We start from the raw sequence: 17,650 nt of genomic DNA, 5'->3' as shown, positions 1-17,650 counted from the left end.
ACCGTCAATGCTGTCATACGCCTGGAAATCACCGAAATACTTCGTGATCGCAGCCGTCAGCGTCGTCTTGCCGTGGTCAACGTGACCAATCGTACCGATGTTCACGTGCTCTTTCGAACGATCAAACTTTTCCTTTGCCATCATGGCCTCCTTTGACTGTCGCGACGGGCCACAGCCCGCCGCTTCATGTTGCTCAGGCGAAGCTCGCCTGGATTTCCTCGCTGATGTTCTGCGGCACCGGATCGTAGTGCGAGAACTGCATGGTGAACTGCGCCCGTCCCGAGGACATGGACCGCAGCGTGTTGATGTAGCCGAACATGTTGGCCAGCGGCACATCGGCGGAGATGGCGATGGCGTGCCCGCGGGGTTCCTGGCCCTGCACCTGGCCGCGCCGCGACGTCAGGTCGCCGATGATGGAGCCGGTGTATTCCTCCGGCGTGATCACCTCGACCTTCATCATCGGTTCCAGCATCTTCGCGCCGGCCTTCCGGAGACCTTCGCGCATGGCCATGCGCGAAGCGATCTCGAAGGCCATGACACTGGAGTCCACGTCGTGGTACTTGCCGTCGATCAGCGCGACCTTGAAGTCGATCACCGGGAAACCGGCAAGCGGACCACTGTCCATCACGCTCTCGATACCCTTCTCGACACCCGGAATGTACTCCTTGGGCACCGACCCGCCGACGATACGGGACTCGAAGGAGTAGCCTTCGCCCGGCTCGGTCGGCGAAATGATCATCTTCACCTCGGCGAATTGGCCCGAACCACCCGACTGCTTCTTGTGGGTGTAGGTATGCTCGATCTCATGGCCGATCGTCTCGCGATAAGCGACCTGCGGCGCACCGATGTTGGCGTCGACTTTGAACTCGCGCTTGAGACGATCCACCAGGATATCCAGGTGAAGTTCGCCCATGCCCTTCATGATCGTCTGGCCCGACTCCAGGTCGGTCTCGACGCGGAAAGACGGGTCTTCGGCGGCCAGTCGCGCCAAGCCCTGGGACATCTTCTCCTGGTCACCCTTCGTCTTGGGCTCGACCGCGATCTCGATCACGGGCTCAGGGAAGGTCATGGTTTCCAGCACGACGGGCGCCTTGGGGTCACAGATCGTGTCCCCGGTGGTCGTGTCCTTCAGGCTGGCCAGGGCGATGATGTCGCCGGCAAAGGCTTCCTCGATCTCGGTCCGATCGTTGGAATGCATCATCATCATGCGGCCGACACGCTCTTTCTTGCCCTTGGTGGCATTCAGCATCGTGTCGCCCTTGCGCAGCACGCCGGAATAGATCCGGGTGAAGGTCAGCGAACCGACGAAGGGGTCGTTCATGATCTTGAAGGCCAGGCCCGAGAACGGCATGTCGTCATCCGCGCGGCGCGGGATGTTGCGGGTCTCGGTCTCGTCGTCGGGGGCAAAGCCCATGTAATCGACCACGTCCATGGGGCTTGGCAGGTAGTCGATCACGGCGTTCAGCAGCGGCTGGACACCCTTGTTCTTGAAGGCCGAACCGCCGAGGACCGGCACGAAGGTCAGGTCGAGCGTGCCCTTGCGCAGCAGCTTGCGCAGGGTCGGCACATCGGGCTCCTCGCCTTCGAGGTAGGCCATCATGGCGTCGTCATCCACCTCGACGGCAGCCTCGATCATCTTGCCACGCCATTCCTCGGCCTGGTCCTTGAGGCTGTCACGGATATCTTCCTGGAACCAACTCGCGCCCAGGTCCTCGCCGCGCCAGACCCATTCCTTCATGGTGACGAGGTCGATTACGCCCTCCAGCTCGTGCTCGGCGCCGATGGGCAGGGCGACCGGCACAGCCCGTGCGCCTGTTCGATCCTCGATCATGCGCACGCAGTTGAAGAAGTCAGCGCCGATCTTGTCCATCTTGTTGACGAAGACGATGCGCGGCACCTTGTAGCGGTCGGCCTGGCGCCACACGGTCTCGGTCTGGGGCTCGACACCGGCGTTCGCGTCCAGCACGCAGATCGCACCATCGAGCACGGCAAGCGACCGCTCGACCTCGATGGTGAAGTCCACGTGCCCGGGGGTGTCGATGATGTTCATGCGGTGCTTGAGCGAGTCCGGCTCCTTGCCGTTCTCGGTACGCTCCCAGAACGTGGTGGTCGCGGCAGAGGTGATGGTGATGCCACGCTCCTGCTCCTGCTCCATCCAGTCCATGGTCGCGGCGCCGTCGTGGACCTCGCCGAGGTTGTGGGATTTGCCCGTGTAGAACAGGATACGCTCCGAGCAGGTGGTCTTGCCCGCGTCGATGTGAGCCATGATCCCGAAGTTACGGTATCGGTCGAGGGGATAATCGCGTGCCATTTGGCCTAGTCCTCAAAGAGTGTTGTATTACCAGCGGTAGTGGCTGAACGCCTTGTTGGCGTCGGCCATCTTGTGGGTGTCTTCGCGCTTTTTCACCGCGGTGCCGCGGCCGTTGACCGCATCCGCGAGCTCGCCAGCCAGGCGCTCTTCCATTGTGTTTTCGTTGCGCGACCGCGCAGCGGTGATCAACCAGCGGATGGCCAGGGCCTCGCGGCGCTCGGGGCGGACCTCGACGGGCACCTGGTAGGTTGCACCGCCGACGCGGCGCGAGCGGACTTCGACGGCCGGCTTGATGTTATCCAGCGCCTCGTGGAACACCTCCACCGGGGCCTTCTTGAGCTTGTCTTCGACCCGGTCGAATGCGCCGTAGACGATGCGTTCGGCGGCGGACTTCTTGCCGTGGTACATCAGGTTGTTCATGAACTTGGTGAGAACCCGGTCACCGTACTTGGCGTCGGGCAGGACTTCGCGCTTCTCTGCGGCGTGACGACGAGACATCTTTTCTTCCTCTTACTTGGGACGCTTGGCGCCGTACTTCGAACGGCGCTGCTTGCGGTCCTTGACGCCCTGGGTATCGAGCACACCGCGCAGGATGTGGTAGCGCACGCCGGGAAGGTCCTTCACACGGCCGCCACGGATCAGGACGACGGAGTGTTCCTGAAGGTTGTGGCTTTCGCCGGGAATGTAGCTGATCACCTCGTAGCCGTTGGTCAGACGCACCTTGGCCACTTTCCGCATGGCCGAGTTCGGCTTCTTCGGCGTGGTGGTATAGACGCGCGTGCAGACGCCGCGCTTCTGCGGGTTGCCTTCCAGGTGAAGGGACTTGGAACGTTTGGCTTTGGGCTGCCGGGGCTTCCGGATCAGCTGCTGGATCGTTGGCATTGGGCTTTGTTCCCCACTTCATACACATGTGTAGCGAACCAATCGGTCCGCGGTTTTCGGTTCACGTGCCTCATGCGTCCACAAAGCACGACAAGCCCGCAGTCGTTCCCTTACCGGAGGAACGGTGCGGTGGGCTATTCAGAGGATCGGGCCAGCAGTAGGCCGGATCTTGACCACTGAAATTTTGATACTCAGGTACGAGGCCCACGGACCCCTGCCAAGTGCGCCGGTCTATAGGCAGAGTCGGGGGGACTGTCAACAGCCCTGACGCATCCGGCGTGTCATGACCATGCGGCATCTTGTTCGGTGCGCACGGCAGAACGCGCACGAAAAGGCATCTTCCTACAACCATCTCAGCACCCACCAAGGCGGGCAAGCAAGGATGTATGGCGAAAGCGTGCGGTGAAACCGACCTCGCCTGACGCTTTGCGGCGACCACTCGCATGACGGCATGCGGTGACCACGAAGCTGATCATCGACGCCATCATCCAGGGTTCACCGCGCATGTGCTCCGTCAGGCCCCTGTTCCTGTCCCCCTTCCCGTCACTGGCAAGGAGCGCGACATGCACCAGCGCCTGCCGGGCAAGTGGACGCGCGCCCGATGCCAGACATGAAAAGGCCCCGCAGAAGGGCGGGGCCTTTCCTGTGTATTGCCGTCCGGACCGCGGATCAGTCGTCGCGGCTTTCGGGCGTGTCCGCGATGAGCGTATCGAAATCGTCTCCGCCGATCACGTCGTCGTCGCCTTCCGGGGCAGCCAGCGCGGCCGCGGCCTCGGCCTCTTCGCGGCGGGCCTCGATCACGACATTGTCGCGCTCTTGTGCCACACGTTGCACCCGCTGCGCGGCCCCACCGGTGCCGGCCGGGATCAGGCGCCCGACGATCACGTTCTCTTTCAGGCCGACCAGCTTGTCGCGCTTGCCCTGAACCGACGCCTCGGTCAGCACGCGCGTGGTTTCCTGGAAGGACGCCGCCGAGATGAAGCTGCGGGTCTGCAACGACGCCTTGGTGATACCAAGCAGGATCGGCTCGCCCGTGGCCGGACGCCCACCCTTGGAGATCGCCTTCTCGTTGGCAGCCTCCAATTCCTGCTTGTCGACATGCTCGCCTTTGAGAAGCGTCGAATCCCCACTGTCGAGGATTTCCCACTTCTGCAGCATCTGGCGCACGATCACCTCGATGTGCTTGTCGTTGATCTTCACGCCCTGCAGGCGATAGACGTCCTGCACCTCGTCGATCATGTATTCGGCAAGCGCCTCGACCCCGAGGATCGACAGGATGTCATGCGGCGCCGGGTTGCCGTCCATGACATAGTCACCCTTCTGGACGAAGTCGCCTTCCTGCACCGGAATGTGCTTGCCCTTGGGCACCATGTACTCAACCTTTTCGAGCGACTCGTCGGTTGGCTCGATCGCGATGCGGCGCTTGTTCTTGTAGTCCTTGCCGAAGCGGACATGGCCGTCGATCTCGGCGATGATCGCGTGGTCCTTGGGACGCCGGGCCTCGAAAAGCTCGGCAACACGAGGCAGACCGCCGGTGATGTCCTTGGTCTTGGCCCCCTCGCGCGGAATGCGCGCAACCACATCGCCGGCCTCGATCTTCTCGCCGTCCTCGATCGACAGAACCGCATCGACGGACATCGGATAGGTCACCGGGTTGCCCGCATCGTTGCGAACCGGTTCGCCATCTTCGCCCACGACCAGGATCTCGGGCTTGAGCTCGTTACCCTTGGGCGCCGCACGCCAGTCGGTGACGATCTTCTGGGTCATGCCGGTGGCGTCATCGGTTTCCTCGCGCACGGCGACCCCGTTGACCAGGTCCACGAACTTGGCCGTACCCGCTTTCTCGGCGATGATCGGCAGTGTGTAGGGGTCGAACTCGTAGAGCTTGTCACCGCGCTCGACCTGCTGGCCATCCTTGACGAAGATCTTGGAGCCGTAGCCCACCTTGTGCGAGGTCAGCTCACCCCCATTCTCGTCCAAAAGGGCAATGGCCATGTTGCGGCCCATCGAAATCGGCTCGCCGGCCGAGTTCTCGAGGATCTGCGCATCGCGCAGCTCGACCTTGCCGGCCACCGAGGATTCCAGGAAGGACTGCTGACCGCCCTGGGCGACCCCGCCGATGTGGAAGGTCCGCATTGTCAGCTGCGTGCCAGGCTCACCGATGGACTGCGCGGCGATGATGCCCACCGCCTCGCCGATGTTCACCTGAGTACCGCGGGCCAGGTCGCGCCCGTAACACTGGGCGCAGACGCCATCCTCGGCCTCGCAGGTCAGCGGGCTGCGGATCTTCATCTTGACCACGCCGGCATCGTCAATCGCGTCCGCCATGCGTTCATCGATCAGTTCGCCGTTCTTGACGAGCACCTCGTCGCCGCCGGGCACGATCACGTCCTCGGCCGCGACACGGCCCAGGATGCGCTCGCTCATGGTCGAGACGATCTCGCCGTCGTTGATCGCCGGTTCCGCGGTGATCGCGCGGTCGGTGCCGCAGTCGGACTCGCGCACGATACAGTCCTGGGCGACATCGACCAGGCGACGGGTCAGGTAGCCCGAGTTCGCCGTCTTGAGCGCCGTGTCCGACAGACCCTTGCGGGCCCCGTGGGTGGAGTTGAAGTACTCCAGCACGGTCAGGCCTTCCTTGAAGTTCGAGATGATCGGCGTCTCGATGATCTCTCCGCTCGGCTTGGCCATCAGGCCGCGCATCCCGCCCAGCTGCTTCATCTGGGTGACCGAGCCACGCGCACCGGAGTGCGCCATCATGTAGACCGAGTTCGGCTCCATCACGGCACCGTTCTCGTCGGTCCGTTCGGCCGAGATGGTCGACATCATTGCCTCGGTAACGCGGTCATTGGCCTTGGACCAGGCATCGACAACCTTGTTGTACTTCTCGCCCTGGGTGATCAGGCCGTCCATGTACTGCTGTTCGAAGTCCTTGACCTGGCCGCGGGTTTCGTCGACCAGCCCCCACTTGGTGTCGGGGATGACCATGTCGTCCTTGCCGAAGGAGATCCCGGCCTTGAAGGCCTCGCGGAAGCCCATGGTCATGATCTGGTCGCAGAAGATCACCGATTCCTTCTGGCCGCAGTAGCGGTAGACGGTGTCGATGACCTGCTGCACCTCTTTCTTGCGCAGCAGGCGGTTGACCAGCTCGAACGGAGCCTTCGCATTCAGCGGCAGCAGCGCGCCCAGCCGAACGCGGCCGGGCGTCGTCTCGAATCTCTGGAAGACCTCCTGCCCGGTTTCGTCGATCTGCTTGACGCGGGCCTGGATCTTGGCGTGCATATGCACTTCGCCCTGGGCCAGCGCGTGCTCGACCTCTTCAACCGAACCAAAGACCATGCCTTCGCCCTTCATGCCGGCGCGTTCGATGGTCGTGTAGTAGAGACCCAGAATCATGTCCTGCGACGGGACGATGATCGGCGCGCCATTGGCCGGCGACAGGACATTGTTCGTCGACATCATCAGAACGCGCGCTTCCAGCTGGGCCTCGAGGCTCAGCGGGACGTGCACGGCCATCTGGTCACCGTCGAAGTCGGCGTTGAAGGCCGAACAGACCAGCGGGTGAAGCTGGATCGCCTTGCCCTCGATCAGAGTGGGCTCGAACGCCTGGATGCCCAGGCGGTGCAGGGTCGGCGCGCGGTTCAGCAGAACCGGGTGTTCGCGGATCACCTCATCGAGGATGTCCCAGACTTCGGGGCGTTCCTTCTCAACCAGCTTCTTGGCCTGTTTCACGGTGCTGGACAGGCCCTTGGCTTCCAGCCGCGAATAGATGAAGGGTTTGAAGAGTTCGAGCGCCATCTTCTTGGGCAAGCCGCATTGGTGCAACTTCAGTTCCGGCCCGGTCACGATGACCGAGCGCCCCGAGAAATCGACCCGCTTGCCCAGAAGGTTCTGACGGAAACGGCCCTGCTTGCCCTTGAGCATGTCCGACAGCGACTTCAGCGGACGCTTGTTGGCGCCGGTGATGACGCGGCCACGACGGCCGTTGTCGAAAAGCGCATCGACAGATTCCTGCAACATACGCTTTTCGTTCCGCACGATGATATCGGGCGCGCGCAGTTCGATCAGGCGCTTGAGGCGGTTGTTGCGGTTGATGACCCGGCGATACAGGTCGTTGAGATCCGAGGTCGCGAAGCGGCCACCATCCAGCGGCACCAGAGGACGCAGTTCCGGCGGGATCACCGGCACCACCGTCATGATCATCCATTCCGGGCGGTTGCCACTCTCGATGAAGCTTTCGACGACCTTCAGGCGCTTGATGATCTTCTTGGGCTTCAATTCGCCCGTCGCCTCTTTCAGGTCCTCGCGCAGTTGCTCTGCCTCGGCCTCCAGGTCGATCTGGGACAGCATCTCGCGAATCGCCTCGGCGCCGATGTTGGCGGTGAAGGCATCCATGCCGTAGGCGTCCTGGGCGTCGAGGAATTCCTCCTCGGTCATCAGCGCGCCGTATTGCAGGTCGGTCAGGCCCGGTTCGATCACGACGTAGTTCTCGAAGTAGAGCACGCGTTCCAGATCGCGCAGGGTCATGTCCAACATCAGGCCGATGCGGCTGGGCAGGGACTTGAGGAACCAGATATGCGCCACCGGCGCGGCCAGTTCGATATGGCCCATGCGTTCGCGGCGGACTTTCTGCAGGGTCACCTCGACGCCGCATTTCTCGCAGACGACGCCGCGATACTTCATGCGCTTGTACTTGCCGCAAAGGCATTCGTAATCCTTGATCGGGCCGAAGATACGCGCGCAGAACAGACCGTCACGCTCGGGCTTGAACGTGCGGTAGTTAATGGTTTCGGGCTTCTTGATCTCGCCGAAGGACCACGAAAGGATCCGCTCGGGCGAGGCAAGAGAGACCTTGATCTCGTCAAAGATCTTGGCCGGGGCGTTCGGATTGAACGGGTTGTTGGTAAGTTCCTGGTTCATGTCTTTCCCTCGAAATACGGGCTGGAAGGGGCGCGGGGGGCACGATGTCTGACGACGTCCCGGGCCCCCGGGGTTTTGTCGAAAACCCTTATTCGTCCTCCTCCGAGTCCAGGAGTTCCATGTTGAGGCCGAGGCCGCGGACTTCCTTCACGAGCACGTTGAAGCTCTCGGGCACGCCGGCCTCGAAGTTGTCCTCTCCCTTGACGATCGACTCGTAGACCTTGGTGCGGCCCGCCACGTCGTCCGACTTCACCGTCAGCATCTCCTGCAGGGTGTAGGCGGCACCATAGGCTTCCAGGGCCCAGACCTCCATCTCGCCGAAGCGCTGGCCACCGAACTGCGCCTTGCCGCCCAGCGGCTGCTGGGTCACGAGGCTGTAGGGGCCGGTCGAACGAGCGTGGATCTTGTCGTCGACAAGGTGGTGCAGCTTGAGCAGATACTTGATGCCGACCGTGACGGGCCGGCTGAACTGCTCGCCCGTGCGGCCATCGAAGAGCAGCGACTGCCCGGATTCATTGAACCCCGCGCGGCGAAGCGCGTCGTTCACGTCATCCTCCTTGGCGCCGTCAAAGACGGGCGTGGCGATCGGCACGCCGCCCGTGACATTGCCGGCCGCTTCGAGCAGATGCTGATCGTCCATGCCCTCGATTCCCTCGGCATAGACGTCGTCGCCATAGGCGATCCGCATGGCGTCGCGCACCGGGGTAAGGTCGCCCGAGCGGCGATATTCGCCCAAGGCATCCTCGATCTGGTTGCCCAGGCCGCGCGCGGCCCAGCCCATGTGCGTCTCAAGGATCTGTCCGACGTTCATCCGGCTGGGCACGCCAAGCGGGTTGAGCACGAAATCGACCGGGGTGCCGTCCTGCAGGAATGGCATGTCCTCGACCGGCACCACCTTTGAGATGACGCCCTTGTTGCCGTGGCGTCCGGCCATCTTGTCGCCGGGCTGAAGCTTGCGCTTCACGGCCACGAAGACCTTGACCATCTTCATCACGCCGGGCGGCAGGTCGTCGCCGCGGCGGACCTTTTCGACCTTGTCCTCGAAGCGGGCGTCCAGCTGGCGCTTCTGCGCCTCGTACTGTTCGTTCAGCGCCTCGACGACCTGGGCGTCCTCCTCTTCCTTCAGGGCCAGCTGCCACCAGTGGCTGCGGGGCAGCTCCTCGAGAAGTTCGGCGGTGATCTCGGTGCCGGCCTTGATGCCTCTCGGCCCCTTGGCGACGGTCTTGCCGACCAGCATCGAGTTCAGACGCGCGTAGATGTTGCGATCCAGGATCGCCATCTCGTCGTCCCGGTCACGGCCCAGGCGTTCGACCTCCTCACGCTCGATCTGAAGCGCGCGCTCGTCCTTTTCCACGCCGTGGCGGTTGAAGACCCGCACCTCGAGGATCGTGCCATAATCCCCCGGCGGCAGGCGCAAGGACGTGTCGCGCACGTCGGATGCCTTTTCCCCGAAGATCGCACGCAGGAGCTTTTCCTCGGGTGTCATCGGGCTTTCGCCCTTGGGGGTGATCTTGCCCACCAGAATATCGCCCGGTCCCACTTCGGCGCCGATGTAGACGATGCCCGCCTCGTCGAGATTGCGCAGGGCCTCCTCGCCGACATTGGGAATGTCGCGGGTGATTTCCTCGGGCCCCAGCTTGGTGTCGCGGGCGGCGACCTCGAATTCTTCGATGTGGACCGAGGTGAAGACGTCGTCCTTGACGATGCGCTCCGAGATCAGGATCGAGTCCTCGTAGTTGTAGCCGTTCCAGGGCATGAAGGCGACGACGACGTTCTTGCCGAGGGCCAGTTCCCCGATGTCCGTCGAGGGGCCGTCGGCGATCACTTCACCCTTGCCGACCATGTCACCCACCTTCACCAACGGGCGCTGATTGATGCAGGTGTTCTGGTTCGAACGCTGGAACTTGCGCATCCTGTAGATGTCCACGCCGGGGTCGCCGACCTCCAGGTCCTCGGTGGCGCGGATAACGATCCGCTGGGCGTCGACCTGGTCGATGATCCCGGCCCGCTTGGCCTGGATCGCGGCACCCGAGTCGATGGCGACCTTGCCCTCGATCCCGGTGCCGACCAACGGCGCTTCGGACCGAAGCGTCGGCACAGCCTGTCGCTGCATGTTCGATCCCATCAAGGCGCGGTTGGCGTCATCGTTTTCCAGGAATGGGATCAGCGAGGCCGCGACCGAGACCAGCTGCTTGGGGCTGACGTCGATCAGGTCCACGTTCTCGTTCGGGGCCAGGGTGTATTCACCGTTCTGCCGCGTCGAGACGAGGTCGTTGACGAACTTCATGTCCTTGTCGAGGTTCGCGTTCGCCTGGGCGACCGTATGGCGCATTTCCTCGGTCGCGGACATGTAATGCACCTCGTCGGAGACCTGGCCGCTCTGGACGACGCGGTAGGGGGTCTCGATGAAGCCGTACTTGTTCACGCGCGCATAGGTGGCCAAAGAGTTGATCAGGCCGATGTTCGGCCCTTCCGGCGTCTCGATGGGGCACATTCGGCCATAGTGCGTAGGATGCACGTCGCGCACTTCGAAGCCGGCCCGTTCACGTGTCAGGCCGCCCGGCCCGAGCGCCGACAGGCGGCGCTTGTGGGTGACTTCCGACAGCGGGTTGGTCTGGTCCATGAACTGCGACAGCTGGCTTGAGCCGAAGAATTCACGCACCGCCGCCGCGGCGGGCTTGGCGTTGATCAGGTCCTGCGGCATGACGGTGTCGATCTCGACCGAGGACATGCGTTCCTTGATGGCGCGCTCCATGCGCAGCAGGCCGACGCGATACTGGTTCTCCATCAGCTCGCCTACAGAGCGCACCCGGCGGTTGCCGAGGTGGTCGATGTCATCGATGTCGCCGCGCCCGTCGCGCAGGTCCACCAGGGCCTTGATGCAGGCAACGATATCCTCGCGGCGCAGGGTGCGCTGGGTGTCCTCGGCATCCAGGGCGAGGCGCATGTTCATCTTCACACGGCCCACGGCGGACAGGTCGTAGCGCTCGCTGTCGAAGAACAACGTGTCGAAGAGAGCACTGGCAGCATCAACGGTGGGCGGCTCGCCCGGGCGCATGACGCGGTAGATGTCCATGAGCGCGCTTTCGCGGTCCATGTTCTTGTCCTGCGCCATGGTGTTGCGCATGTAGGGGCCGACGTTGATGTTGTCGATGTCCAGAACCGGGATCGAGGTGACACCGGCATCGAGCAGCTCCTTGACGGTGCCGCCGACGATCTCGCCGTCCTTGTCCATCTCGAGGGTCAGCTCGTCGCCGGCCTCGACATGGATGGCGCCGGTCTCCTCGTTGATGATGTCCTTGGCAACGAACTTGCCGACGATGCTCTCGAAGGGGGCCAGCAGGTCGGTGACGGTGCCCTCGTCGATCAGCTTTTTGACCGCGCGGGGGGTAACCTTCTTGCCCGCCTCTGCGATGATCTCGCCGGTCTTGGCGTCGACCAGGTCGTGCGTTGGACGGGTGCCCCTCACACGCTCGGGGAAGAACTTGGTCTTCCAGGCCTGCTTCTTCTTGTCGAAACTGTAGTCTACCGTGTTGTAGTAGGCATCCATGATGCCTTCCTGGTCGAGACCCAGCGCATAGAGCAGCGTCGTCACCGGCAGCTTCCGGCGGCGGTCGATGCGCGCATAAACCAGATCCTTGGCATCGAACTCGAAATCGAGCCAGGAGCCGCGGTAGGGAATGATGCGGCAAGCGAAGAGCAGCTTGCCCGAACTGTGGGTCTTGCCCTTGTCATGGTCGAAGAACACCCCCGGGCTGCGGTGCATCTGGGAAACGATGACCCGCTCGGTGCCGTTGACGATGAAAGTGCCATTCTCGGTCATCAGCGGCATGTCGCCCATGAAGACGTCCTGTTCCTTGATGTCCTTGACCGACTTGGCGCCGGTATCCTCGTCGGCATCGAAGACGATAAGGCGCAGCGTAACCTTGAGCGGCGCGGCATAGGTCATGTCCCGCTGCTGGCATTCCTCGACGTCGTACTTGGGCTTTTCCAGCTCGTAGCGGACGAATTCGAGAACAGAGTTCTCGTTGAAGTCCTTGATCGGGAAGACCGACTGGAAGACACCCTTGATGCCTTCGCCATCAATGGGCTCCACACCCTCGCCCGAGTCGAGGAAGAGGTCGTAGCTGGATTTCTGAACCTCGATGAGGTTCGGCATTTCAAGAACTTCACGGATCTTGCCGTAGTACTTGCGCAAGCGTTTCTGGCCGAGGAACGATTGAGCCATGTGTCTTGTCACCTTTCAGTCTCTGCTGGTGGTCCGGGCCGTGGGGCGGCGGCACGGACCCCGCGTGAGAGCGGATCGTTTCGGTCAATTCCTGGCGCCCGTCCCACCGGATGCCTCCCGACCTGTGAACCGATCCAAAAGGCCGTATCCGCGAATGCGGCCTTTAAGACGGGTTCGGCTGGACCCGATTTGGCAGCGGGTCCAGCCAATCTTTTCGCGACGAAATCGGGCGCTTGAACGCCCGATCCATCCGCTGAAGGCGTGCCTCAGGCCAGCTCGATCTCGGCGCCGGCGCCTTCCAGCTTGCCCTTGATCTCTTCGGCTTCGGCCTTGTCGACGCCTTCCTTGATCTTGCCGCCGCTCTCGACCAGTTCCTTGGCCTCTTTCAGGCCCAGGCCGGTGATCCCGCGGACTTCCTTGATCACGTTGATCTTGGACGCACCCGCGCTCTTGAGCACGACGTCGAATTCCGTTTGCTCCTCGGCAGCTTCGCCGCCACCACCGTCGGCCGGGCCGGCCATCATGACAGCGCCGCCCGAGGCGGGCTCGATGCCGTATTCGTCCTTGAGGATTTCTTTCAGTTCCTGGGCTTCGAGAAGGGTCAGGCCCACGATCTCTTCAGCAAGTTTTTTCAGATCAGCCATTTTACTGTTTCCGTTCCATTCAGTTGTGTTCCAACGTCGGGGCCTTCACCCCACGAGGGCAGTCAGGTTGCTCAGGCAGCTTTCTCTTCGATGGTCGAAAGAATGCCCGCGATGTTCGAAGCAGGTGCGCCAACGGACCCGGCGATGTTCGAAGCGGGGGCAGCGATGCAGCCGGCGATGGAGGCGATAAGCTCCTCGCGGGACGGCATCTTGGCCACACGTTCGACACCGGCGGTGTCCAGCGCCGTGCCTCCCATTGCACCGCCGAGAATAACAAGCTTGCTGTTACCCTTGGCATAGTCCTGAACCACCTTGGCCGCGGCCACGGGGTCTTCGGAATAGGAAAGCACGGTCATGCCCGTCAGAAGTTCGCCGATGCTCTCGCACGGTTTACCCTCCAGGGCGATCTTGGCAAGCCTGTTCTTGGCAACGCGTACAGACCCGCCCGCGTCGCGCATACGGGCGCGCAGGTCCTGCATCTCGGCAACTGTCAGGCCCTCGTAGTGGGCAACCACCACGACGCCAGAGCTTTCGAAGATCTGGCCGAGTTCATCGACCACTTTCTCTTTCTGGGCTCTATCCACAGTTTCACTCCAAGTATGGGGATTTCTCCCCGGCTCATTCAGGATGGACCGGATGATCCACCCACTTCGGGTCCGTGAGGGTCCCGAGGCCTTGATCGCCCGAGGGTCGAAGCCGACCCGAACGGAAATCTCGTCTCGTTCCCCATCTCGGGAAGGAATTACAGGACCGAAGCCCAACCCTCCGTCTCGGACAGGACGGGGCCGATGTTCAGGCCCCGCCATTCAGCACCCCGAAGGATGCGGAATCTCTCAGGCGTTGCCGGTGGCGCTATCCACCGCAACGGTCACGCCCGGGCCCATGGTCGAGCTCAGCGCGATCTTCTTCATGTAGGCGCCCTTGGCACCGGCCGGCTTCGCCTTCTGCACCGCATCGACGAAGGCAAGCAGGTTTTCCTCGAGCTGTTTGGCGTCGAAGCTGGCCTTGCCGATGCCGGCATGGACCACGCCCGCCTTTTCGACCTTGAACTGGACTTCACCGCCCTTGGCGGCTTCGACAGCCTCTTTGACGTCCATGGTCACGGTGCCGACCTTGGGGTTCGGCATCAGGTTACGCGGGCCCAGGACCTTGCCCAGGCGACCGACGACGGGCATCATGTCCGGCGTGGCGATGCAGCGGTCGAATTCGATCTTGCCGCCCTGCACGGTCTCCATCAGGTCCTCGGCGCCGACAATGTCGGCCCCGGCGGCCTTGGCCTCGTCGGCCTTGTCCCCTCGGGCGAAGACGGCCACGCGGACCTCCTTGCCGGTTCCATTGGGCAGGCTGACCTTGCCGCGGACCATCTGATCGGCGTGGCGCGGATCGACACCCAGGCAGACAGCGACCTCGACGGTCTCGTCGAACTTTGCCTTGGCGTTGTCCTTGACCAGCGATACAGCCTCGGTCACCGAGACGTTGTCCTTGCCGGCGACCGCTTCACGTGCGGCGCGGCTGCGTTTTCCAAGCTTTGCCATCTTACTTCACCTCGATGCCCATGGACTTGGCCGAGCCAAGGATGATCTTCATGGCGCTTTCCATGTCGTTGGCGCTGAGGTCCTGCATCTTGGCCTCGGCGATCTCCTGCACCTGCTTCTTGGTGACGGTGCCGACGGTCTGGCGCGACGGCGTCGTCGCCCCCGACTTCAGGTTCGCCGCCTTCTTGAGGTAGTAGGACGCCGGGGGCGTCTTGATCTCAAGCGCGAAGGACTTGTCCTGATAGTAAGTGATCAACGTGGGGCAAGGCGCGCCCTGCTCCATCTCCTGCGTCTTGGCGTTGAACGCCTTGCAGAATTCCATGATGTTTATCCCGCGCTGGCCCAGGGCGGGGCCCACGGGCGGCGACGGGTTGGCCTGACCTGCAGGAATCTGCAGCTTCATCGTGCCGGCAAGTTTCTTGGCCATCTGGCCTCTCCTTCTCTACAACTGGGGGCGAAACGCGATCCGCCCCGTCTTCGTCGTCGTGGTCAGCCCGGTCACACGCCTGCGCCGCAGCCCCCACGAATGCTCCACTCAGACCTGCTTGGTGACCTGCGTGAATTCCAGCTCGACCGGGGTTTCCCGGCCAAAGATCGCAACCGACACCTTCAGGCGCTGGTTGTCGTCGTCAACTTCCTCGATCATGCCGTCGAAGTCTTCGAAAGGACCGTCGTTGACCTTGACCTTCTCGCCGATCTCGAAGGAAATCAGCGTGCGCGGCGCCTCTTCGCCCTCTGCAACGCGTCCCAGGATCGCCTGAACCTCGGCGTCGCGCATCGGCATCGGGCGGCCCTGCGGGCCCAGGAACCCGGTCACGCGGTTGATGCCGTTGATCAGGTGATAGCCCTCATCCGACATTTCCATGTGAACCAGCACATAGCCCGGCATGAAGCGCCGCTCCGCGGTCACTTTCTTGCCGCGGCGAACCTCTATCACCTCTTCGGTCGGCACCAGGACCTCGTCGATCTGGTCCTCAAGTCCCTGCTCGGCGACCTTGGTGTGGATCTGCTCGGCGATCTTTTTCTCGAAGTTCGAGAGAACACTCACCGAATACCAACGTTTCGCCATGTTGTCCGACACCCCGTCGCCCGCGGCCCGAAAGCCAAAAGTTTCCAATTATTCCAGACGCTTCACGCGCGATCTCCGGAAAGAAAAGCGGCGCGCAACGCGATTCGCCGCACGCCCGTCCGGAAAGTTGGCTGCGAATACCGCCCTGCGCCGCCGAATTCAAGGGGGTATCGCGGCTTTCCCGAAGGGCTCAGCCGAAGGCGCTCAGCACCCCTTCCAGCCCCATCCGGATGAAAAGGTCCACGATCGAGAAGAAGGCCGCCATGAAGGCCGCCAGCAGGAACACCATGATCGTCGTCATAACGACTTCGCGACGGGTCGGCCAGACAACCTTCGAGACCTCCGCGCGGACCTGCTGCATGAACTGGACAGGATTGGTGCGTGCCATGGAATGCCCTTTCTGCGAACCTCGCCCAGATACGTTGCCCGGCGCCGCTTTTCAACCCGGGATCGGGCCGCGACCGCAATTCAGCGGAGCGCCCCGGTCGCAGCATTGCGGGGTGGTGGCAGGGGCAGCAGGGTTCGAACCCGCGACCTACGGTTTTGGAGACCGTCGCTCTACCAACTGAGCTATACCCCTACGGTGCCGGTTCGTGGAGTATCCCGAGGCGCCGCCGGGATCAAGGGGGCGGCTTGTCTTCGGGTCGGAAATTATCGCATGTAGGCGCCAACCCGCGCCCGGAGACCGAGCGATGAAGACCCTGCACCGCCGCATCGAACAATCCGCCTTCGCCGCATGGGCCCCGGCCATGCTCATTGGTTGCTACCTGCGGTTCGTCAACCGCACCACGCATTGGCAGGGCGAGGGGGTCGAGGCGCTGCGGCAAGACCTTGCCCAGGGTCCGGTCCTGCTGGTTCTCTGGCATCAGCACCTGCTCATGGCCCCGGCGCACTGGCCGCTGGGAGACGGGCCGCTCACCAGCATACATGACGCCTCGCCCATCGGGCGGGCCGCGGCGGCCTTGCAGCGACATTTCGGCCTGCAGCCCATGAAGATCGAAAGACATGCCTCGAACCTGCGGGCCTCGCGCGAGGTTCTCCGCCGGACCCGGGCAGGCACCAGCATCGGAATCACCGCGGACGGGCCGCGGGGCCCGGCATTTGCCGTCAAGGACGCACCGCTGGACTGGGCCCGTGCCGTCGGCTGCCCGGTCCATACCTATGCCTTCTCGCACAGCCGGCAGCGCGAACTGTCCACCTGGGACAACATGGTTCTGCCCCGCCCCTTCGGCCGGGGACGTTTCGTTTTCCGCCGCTGGCCCGAGTCTCCCGCCCGGCGCCCCGAACCCGCCGAACAGGAACGCTTGCGCGCTTCGCTCACCGCTCTGCTGAACGAAACCGCTGACGCGGCGGCGATGAGGACCTAGCCCGGACCACTGGTGCCCGAACCGCGCGACGGCGGAATCTCGGTCACACGGCCAAAAGTTGCCCTTATGATCTCGTCCGGGGTCTTGAACCGGAAAGGCTGACCTGTCGTTGCCTCGGAGGGGGTTTGTGGCCGCGTGCCGATCATGGCAGCCCCGCCGTCTTCGGCCAGAACCTGCCCAGCAGGCACCACGGGCTCCGGCATGTCGGCATCCGCGGCCGGGCTCGCCCGACCGGCTTGGTGACCCGCAGTTCCCCAGGGGCCGACAAAACGCGCATCGGCTTGACGTTGCGCACGAATCTCGGTCTCGCGCCGCGTGGACTCAAAGCGCGGAACGCTGGATCCGGGTGACCCGGCAGGTCGGCGCAGCGACCGGATCACGACCAGCAGGATCAAGAGCACGATCACGATCGTGACGAGCGTGTCGTCCATGGCCACCCCAAGTATCTTCGGTGCAAGGCAAGGCTAGCAAGTCTCACCGGCCCCGGGAAAGGAAAAAGGGCCGCCCGAGGGCGACCCTTTGGGATCATGTCAGAGGGTGGTCTTCCCTCGTTCGCTCCGGCTCAGTCGATGATCTTTGAGACGACACCGGAGCCGACGGTGCGGCCGCCTTCGCGGATGGCGAAGCGCAGGCCTTCTTCCATGGCGATCGGCGCGATCAGTTCGGCGGTGAACTTCAGGTTGTCACCGGGCAT

Annotated in this window: 15 protein-coding genes and 1 tRNA gene; 1 reads left to right on the top strand and 15 read right to left on the bottom strand. The window is 63.1% G+C overall.

What is annotated here, in order from left to right; translation table 11 throughout:
- The 13 genes from VJ897_RS08345 to VJ897_RS08285 all read right to left on the bottom strand — a co-directional run.
- The coding region (locus VJ897_RS08345) for a GTP-binding protein (protein ID WP_324055019.1) at positions 1-141 on the bottom strand (141 nt) is incomplete at its 3' end.
- A gap of 52 nt (positions 142-193) precedes the next feature.
- The gene (gene fusA / locus VJ897_RS08340; RefSeq protein ID WP_324055017.1) at positions 194-2,311 is read right to left on the bottom strand and encodes an elongation factor G; all 2,118 of its coding nucleotides are present in this window, start codon (positions 2,309-2,311) and stop codon (positions 194-196) included.
- 27 nt (positions 2,312-2,338) lie between these two features.
- Positions 2,339-2,809, bottom strand: a complete 471-nt coding sequence (gene rpsG, locus VJ897_RS08335; protein WP_324055016.1) for a 30S ribosomal protein S7 — start codon at positions 2,807-2,809, stop codon at positions 2,339-2,341.
- Between the two features lie 12 nt (positions 2,810-2,821).
- Complete coding sequence (rpsL, locus tag VJ897_RS08330) at positions 2,822-3,193, bottom strand: 30S ribosomal protein S12 (RefSeq protein WP_324055014.1); 372 nt, start codon at positions 3,191-3,193, stop codon at positions 2,822-2,824.
- Between the two features lie 669 nt (positions 3,194-3,862).
- Positions 3,863-8,113 carry a DNA-directed RNA polymerase subunit beta' gene (gene rpoC, locus VJ897_RS08325; protein WP_324055011.1) on the bottom strand — a complete coding sequence of 1,417 codons (4,251 nt, stop codon included), beginning with the start codon at positions 8,111-8,113 and terminating at the stop codon, positions 3,863-3,865.
- An 88-nt stretch (positions 8,114-8,201) separates the two neighbouring features.
- Positions 8,202-12,341: a DNA-directed RNA polymerase subunit beta gene (gene rpoB / locus VJ897_RS08320; RefSeq protein WP_324055009.1), complete on the bottom strand. Its 4,140-nt coding sequence runs from the start codon at positions 12,339-12,341 to the stop codon at positions 8,202-8,204.
- A gap of 266 nt (positions 12,342-12,607) precedes the next feature.
- Positions 12,608-12,985: a 50S ribosomal protein L7/L12 gene (gene rplL, locus VJ897_RS08315; protein ID WP_324055007.1), complete on the bottom strand. Its 378-nt coding sequence runs from the start codon at positions 12,983-12,985 to the stop codon at positions 12,608-12,610.
- A 71-nt stretch (positions 12,986-13,056) separates the two neighbouring features.
- Complete coding sequence (gene rplJ / locus VJ897_RS08310; RefSeq protein WP_324055005.1) at positions 13,057-13,569, bottom strand: 50S ribosomal protein L10; 513 nt, start codon at positions 13,567-13,569, stop codon at positions 13,057-13,059.
- 249 nt (positions 13,570-13,818) lie between these two features.
- Entirely contained in the window at positions 13,819-14,520 is a 702-nt protein-coding gene (rplA, locus tag VJ897_RS08305; RefSeq protein WP_324055003.1) for a 50S ribosomal protein L1, read from the bottom strand.
- Between the two features lies 1 nt (position 14,521).
- Positions 14,522-14,947 (bottom strand): 50S ribosomal protein L11, encoded by a 426-nt coding sequence (gene rplK / locus VJ897_RS08300; protein WP_324055001.1) that lies wholly within the window; start codon positions 14,945-14,947, stop codon positions 14,522-14,524.
- Positions 14,948-15,055: 108 nt separating this feature from the next.
- On the bottom strand, positions 15,056-15,589 hold the full coding sequence (nusG, locus tag VJ897_RS08295; RefSeq protein WP_324054999.1) for a transcription termination/antitermination protein NusG: 534 nt from the start codon (positions 15,587-15,589) through the stop codon (positions 15,056-15,058).
- A 190-nt stretch (positions 15,590-15,779) separates the two neighbouring features.
- On the bottom strand, positions 15,780-15,977 hold the full coding sequence (secE, locus tag VJ897_RS08290) for a preprotein translocase subunit SecE (RefSeq protein WP_324054998.1): 198 nt from the start codon (positions 15,975-15,977) through the stop codon (positions 15,780-15,782).
- Positions 15,978-16,093: 116 nt separating this feature from the next.
- A tRNA-Trp gene (locus tag VJ897_RS08285) sits at positions 16,094-16,169 on the bottom strand.
- 112 nt (positions 16,170-16,281) lie between these two features.
- On the opposite strand from VJ897_RS08285, the gene VJ897_RS08280 reads away from it, so the two are divergent.
- Positions 16,282-16,956, top strand: coding sequence for a lysophospholipid acyltransferase family protein (locus tag VJ897_RS08280; protein WP_324054996.1), 675 nt, complete (start codon positions 16,282-16,284; stop codon positions 16,954-16,956).
- Here VJ897_RS08280 and VJ897_RS08275 read toward each other — a convergent pair.
- A complete protein-coding gene (locus tag VJ897_RS08275; RefSeq protein WP_324054994.1) occupies positions 16,953-17,387 on the bottom strand; it encodes a hypothetical protein in 435 nt (144 codons plus the stop codon). The genes VJ897_RS08280 and VJ897_RS08275 overlap by 4 nt on opposite strands.
- 131 nt (positions 17,388-17,518) lie before the next feature.
- Positions 17,519-17,650 (bottom strand): EF-Tu C-terminal domain-related protein (locus VJ897_RS08270; protein ID WP_527251204.1); only part of this gene is annotated, 132 nt, incomplete at its 5' end.

It is taken from the genome of Salibaculum sp. (assembly GCF_035270045.1).
In the GTDB taxonomy this organism is placed as follows: domain Bacteria; phylum Pseudomonadota; class Alphaproteobacteria; order Rhodobacterales; family Rhodobacteraceae; genus Salibaculum.
Note: the sequence above shows the minus strand (reverse complement) of the source record. Positions and strands in the feature narration are given on the sequence as shown.

Excerpts from the sequence above, each read along its gene's own strand:
- fusA (WP_324055017.1), bottom strand. The coding sequence starts at position 2,311 with ATGGCACGCGATTATCCCCTCGACCGATACCGTAACTTCGGGATCATG.
- rpsG (WP_324055016.1), bottom strand. The coding sequence starts at position 2,809 with ATGTCTCGTCGTCACGCCGCAGAGAAGCGCGAAGTCCTGCCCGACGCC.
- rpsL (WP_324055014.1), bottom strand. The coding sequence starts at position 3,193 with ATGCCAACGATCCAGCAGCTGATCCGGAAGCCCCGGCAGCCCAAAGCC.
- rpoC (WP_324055011.1), bottom strand. The coding sequence starts at position 8,113 with ATGAACCAGGAACTTACCAACAACCCGTTCAATCCGAACGCCCCGGCC.
- rpoB (WP_324055009.1), bottom strand. The coding sequence starts at position 12,341 with ATGGCTCAATCGTTCCTCGGCCAGAAACGCTTGCGCAAGTACTACGGC.
- rplL (WP_324055007.1), bottom strand. The coding sequence starts at position 12,985 with ATGGCTGATCTGAAAAAACTTGCTGAAGAGATCGTGGGCCTGACCCTT.
- rplA (WP_324055003.1), bottom strand. The coding sequence starts at position 14,520 with ATGGCAAAGCTTGGAAAACGCAGCCGCGCCGCACGTGAAGCGGTCGCC.
- rplK (WP_324055001.1), bottom strand. The coding sequence starts at position 14,947 with ATGGCCAAGAAACTTGCCGGCACGATGAAGCTGCAGATTCCTGCAGGT.
- nusG (WP_324054999.1), bottom strand. The coding sequence starts at position 15,589 with ATGGCGAAACGTTGGTATTCGGTGAGTGTTCTCTCGAACTTCGAGAAA.
- secE (WP_324054998.1), bottom strand. The coding sequence starts at position 15,977 with ATGGCACGCACCAATCCTGTCCAGTTCATGCAGCAGGTCCGCGCGGAG.
- VJ897_RS08280 (WP_324054996.1), top strand. The coding sequence starts at position 16,282 with ATGAAGACCCTGCACCGCCGCATCGAACAATCCGCCTTCGCCGCATGG.
- VJ897_RS08275 (WP_324054994.1), bottom strand. The coding sequence starts at position 17,387 with ATGGACGACACGCTCGTCACGATCGTGATCGTGCTCTTGATCCTGCTG.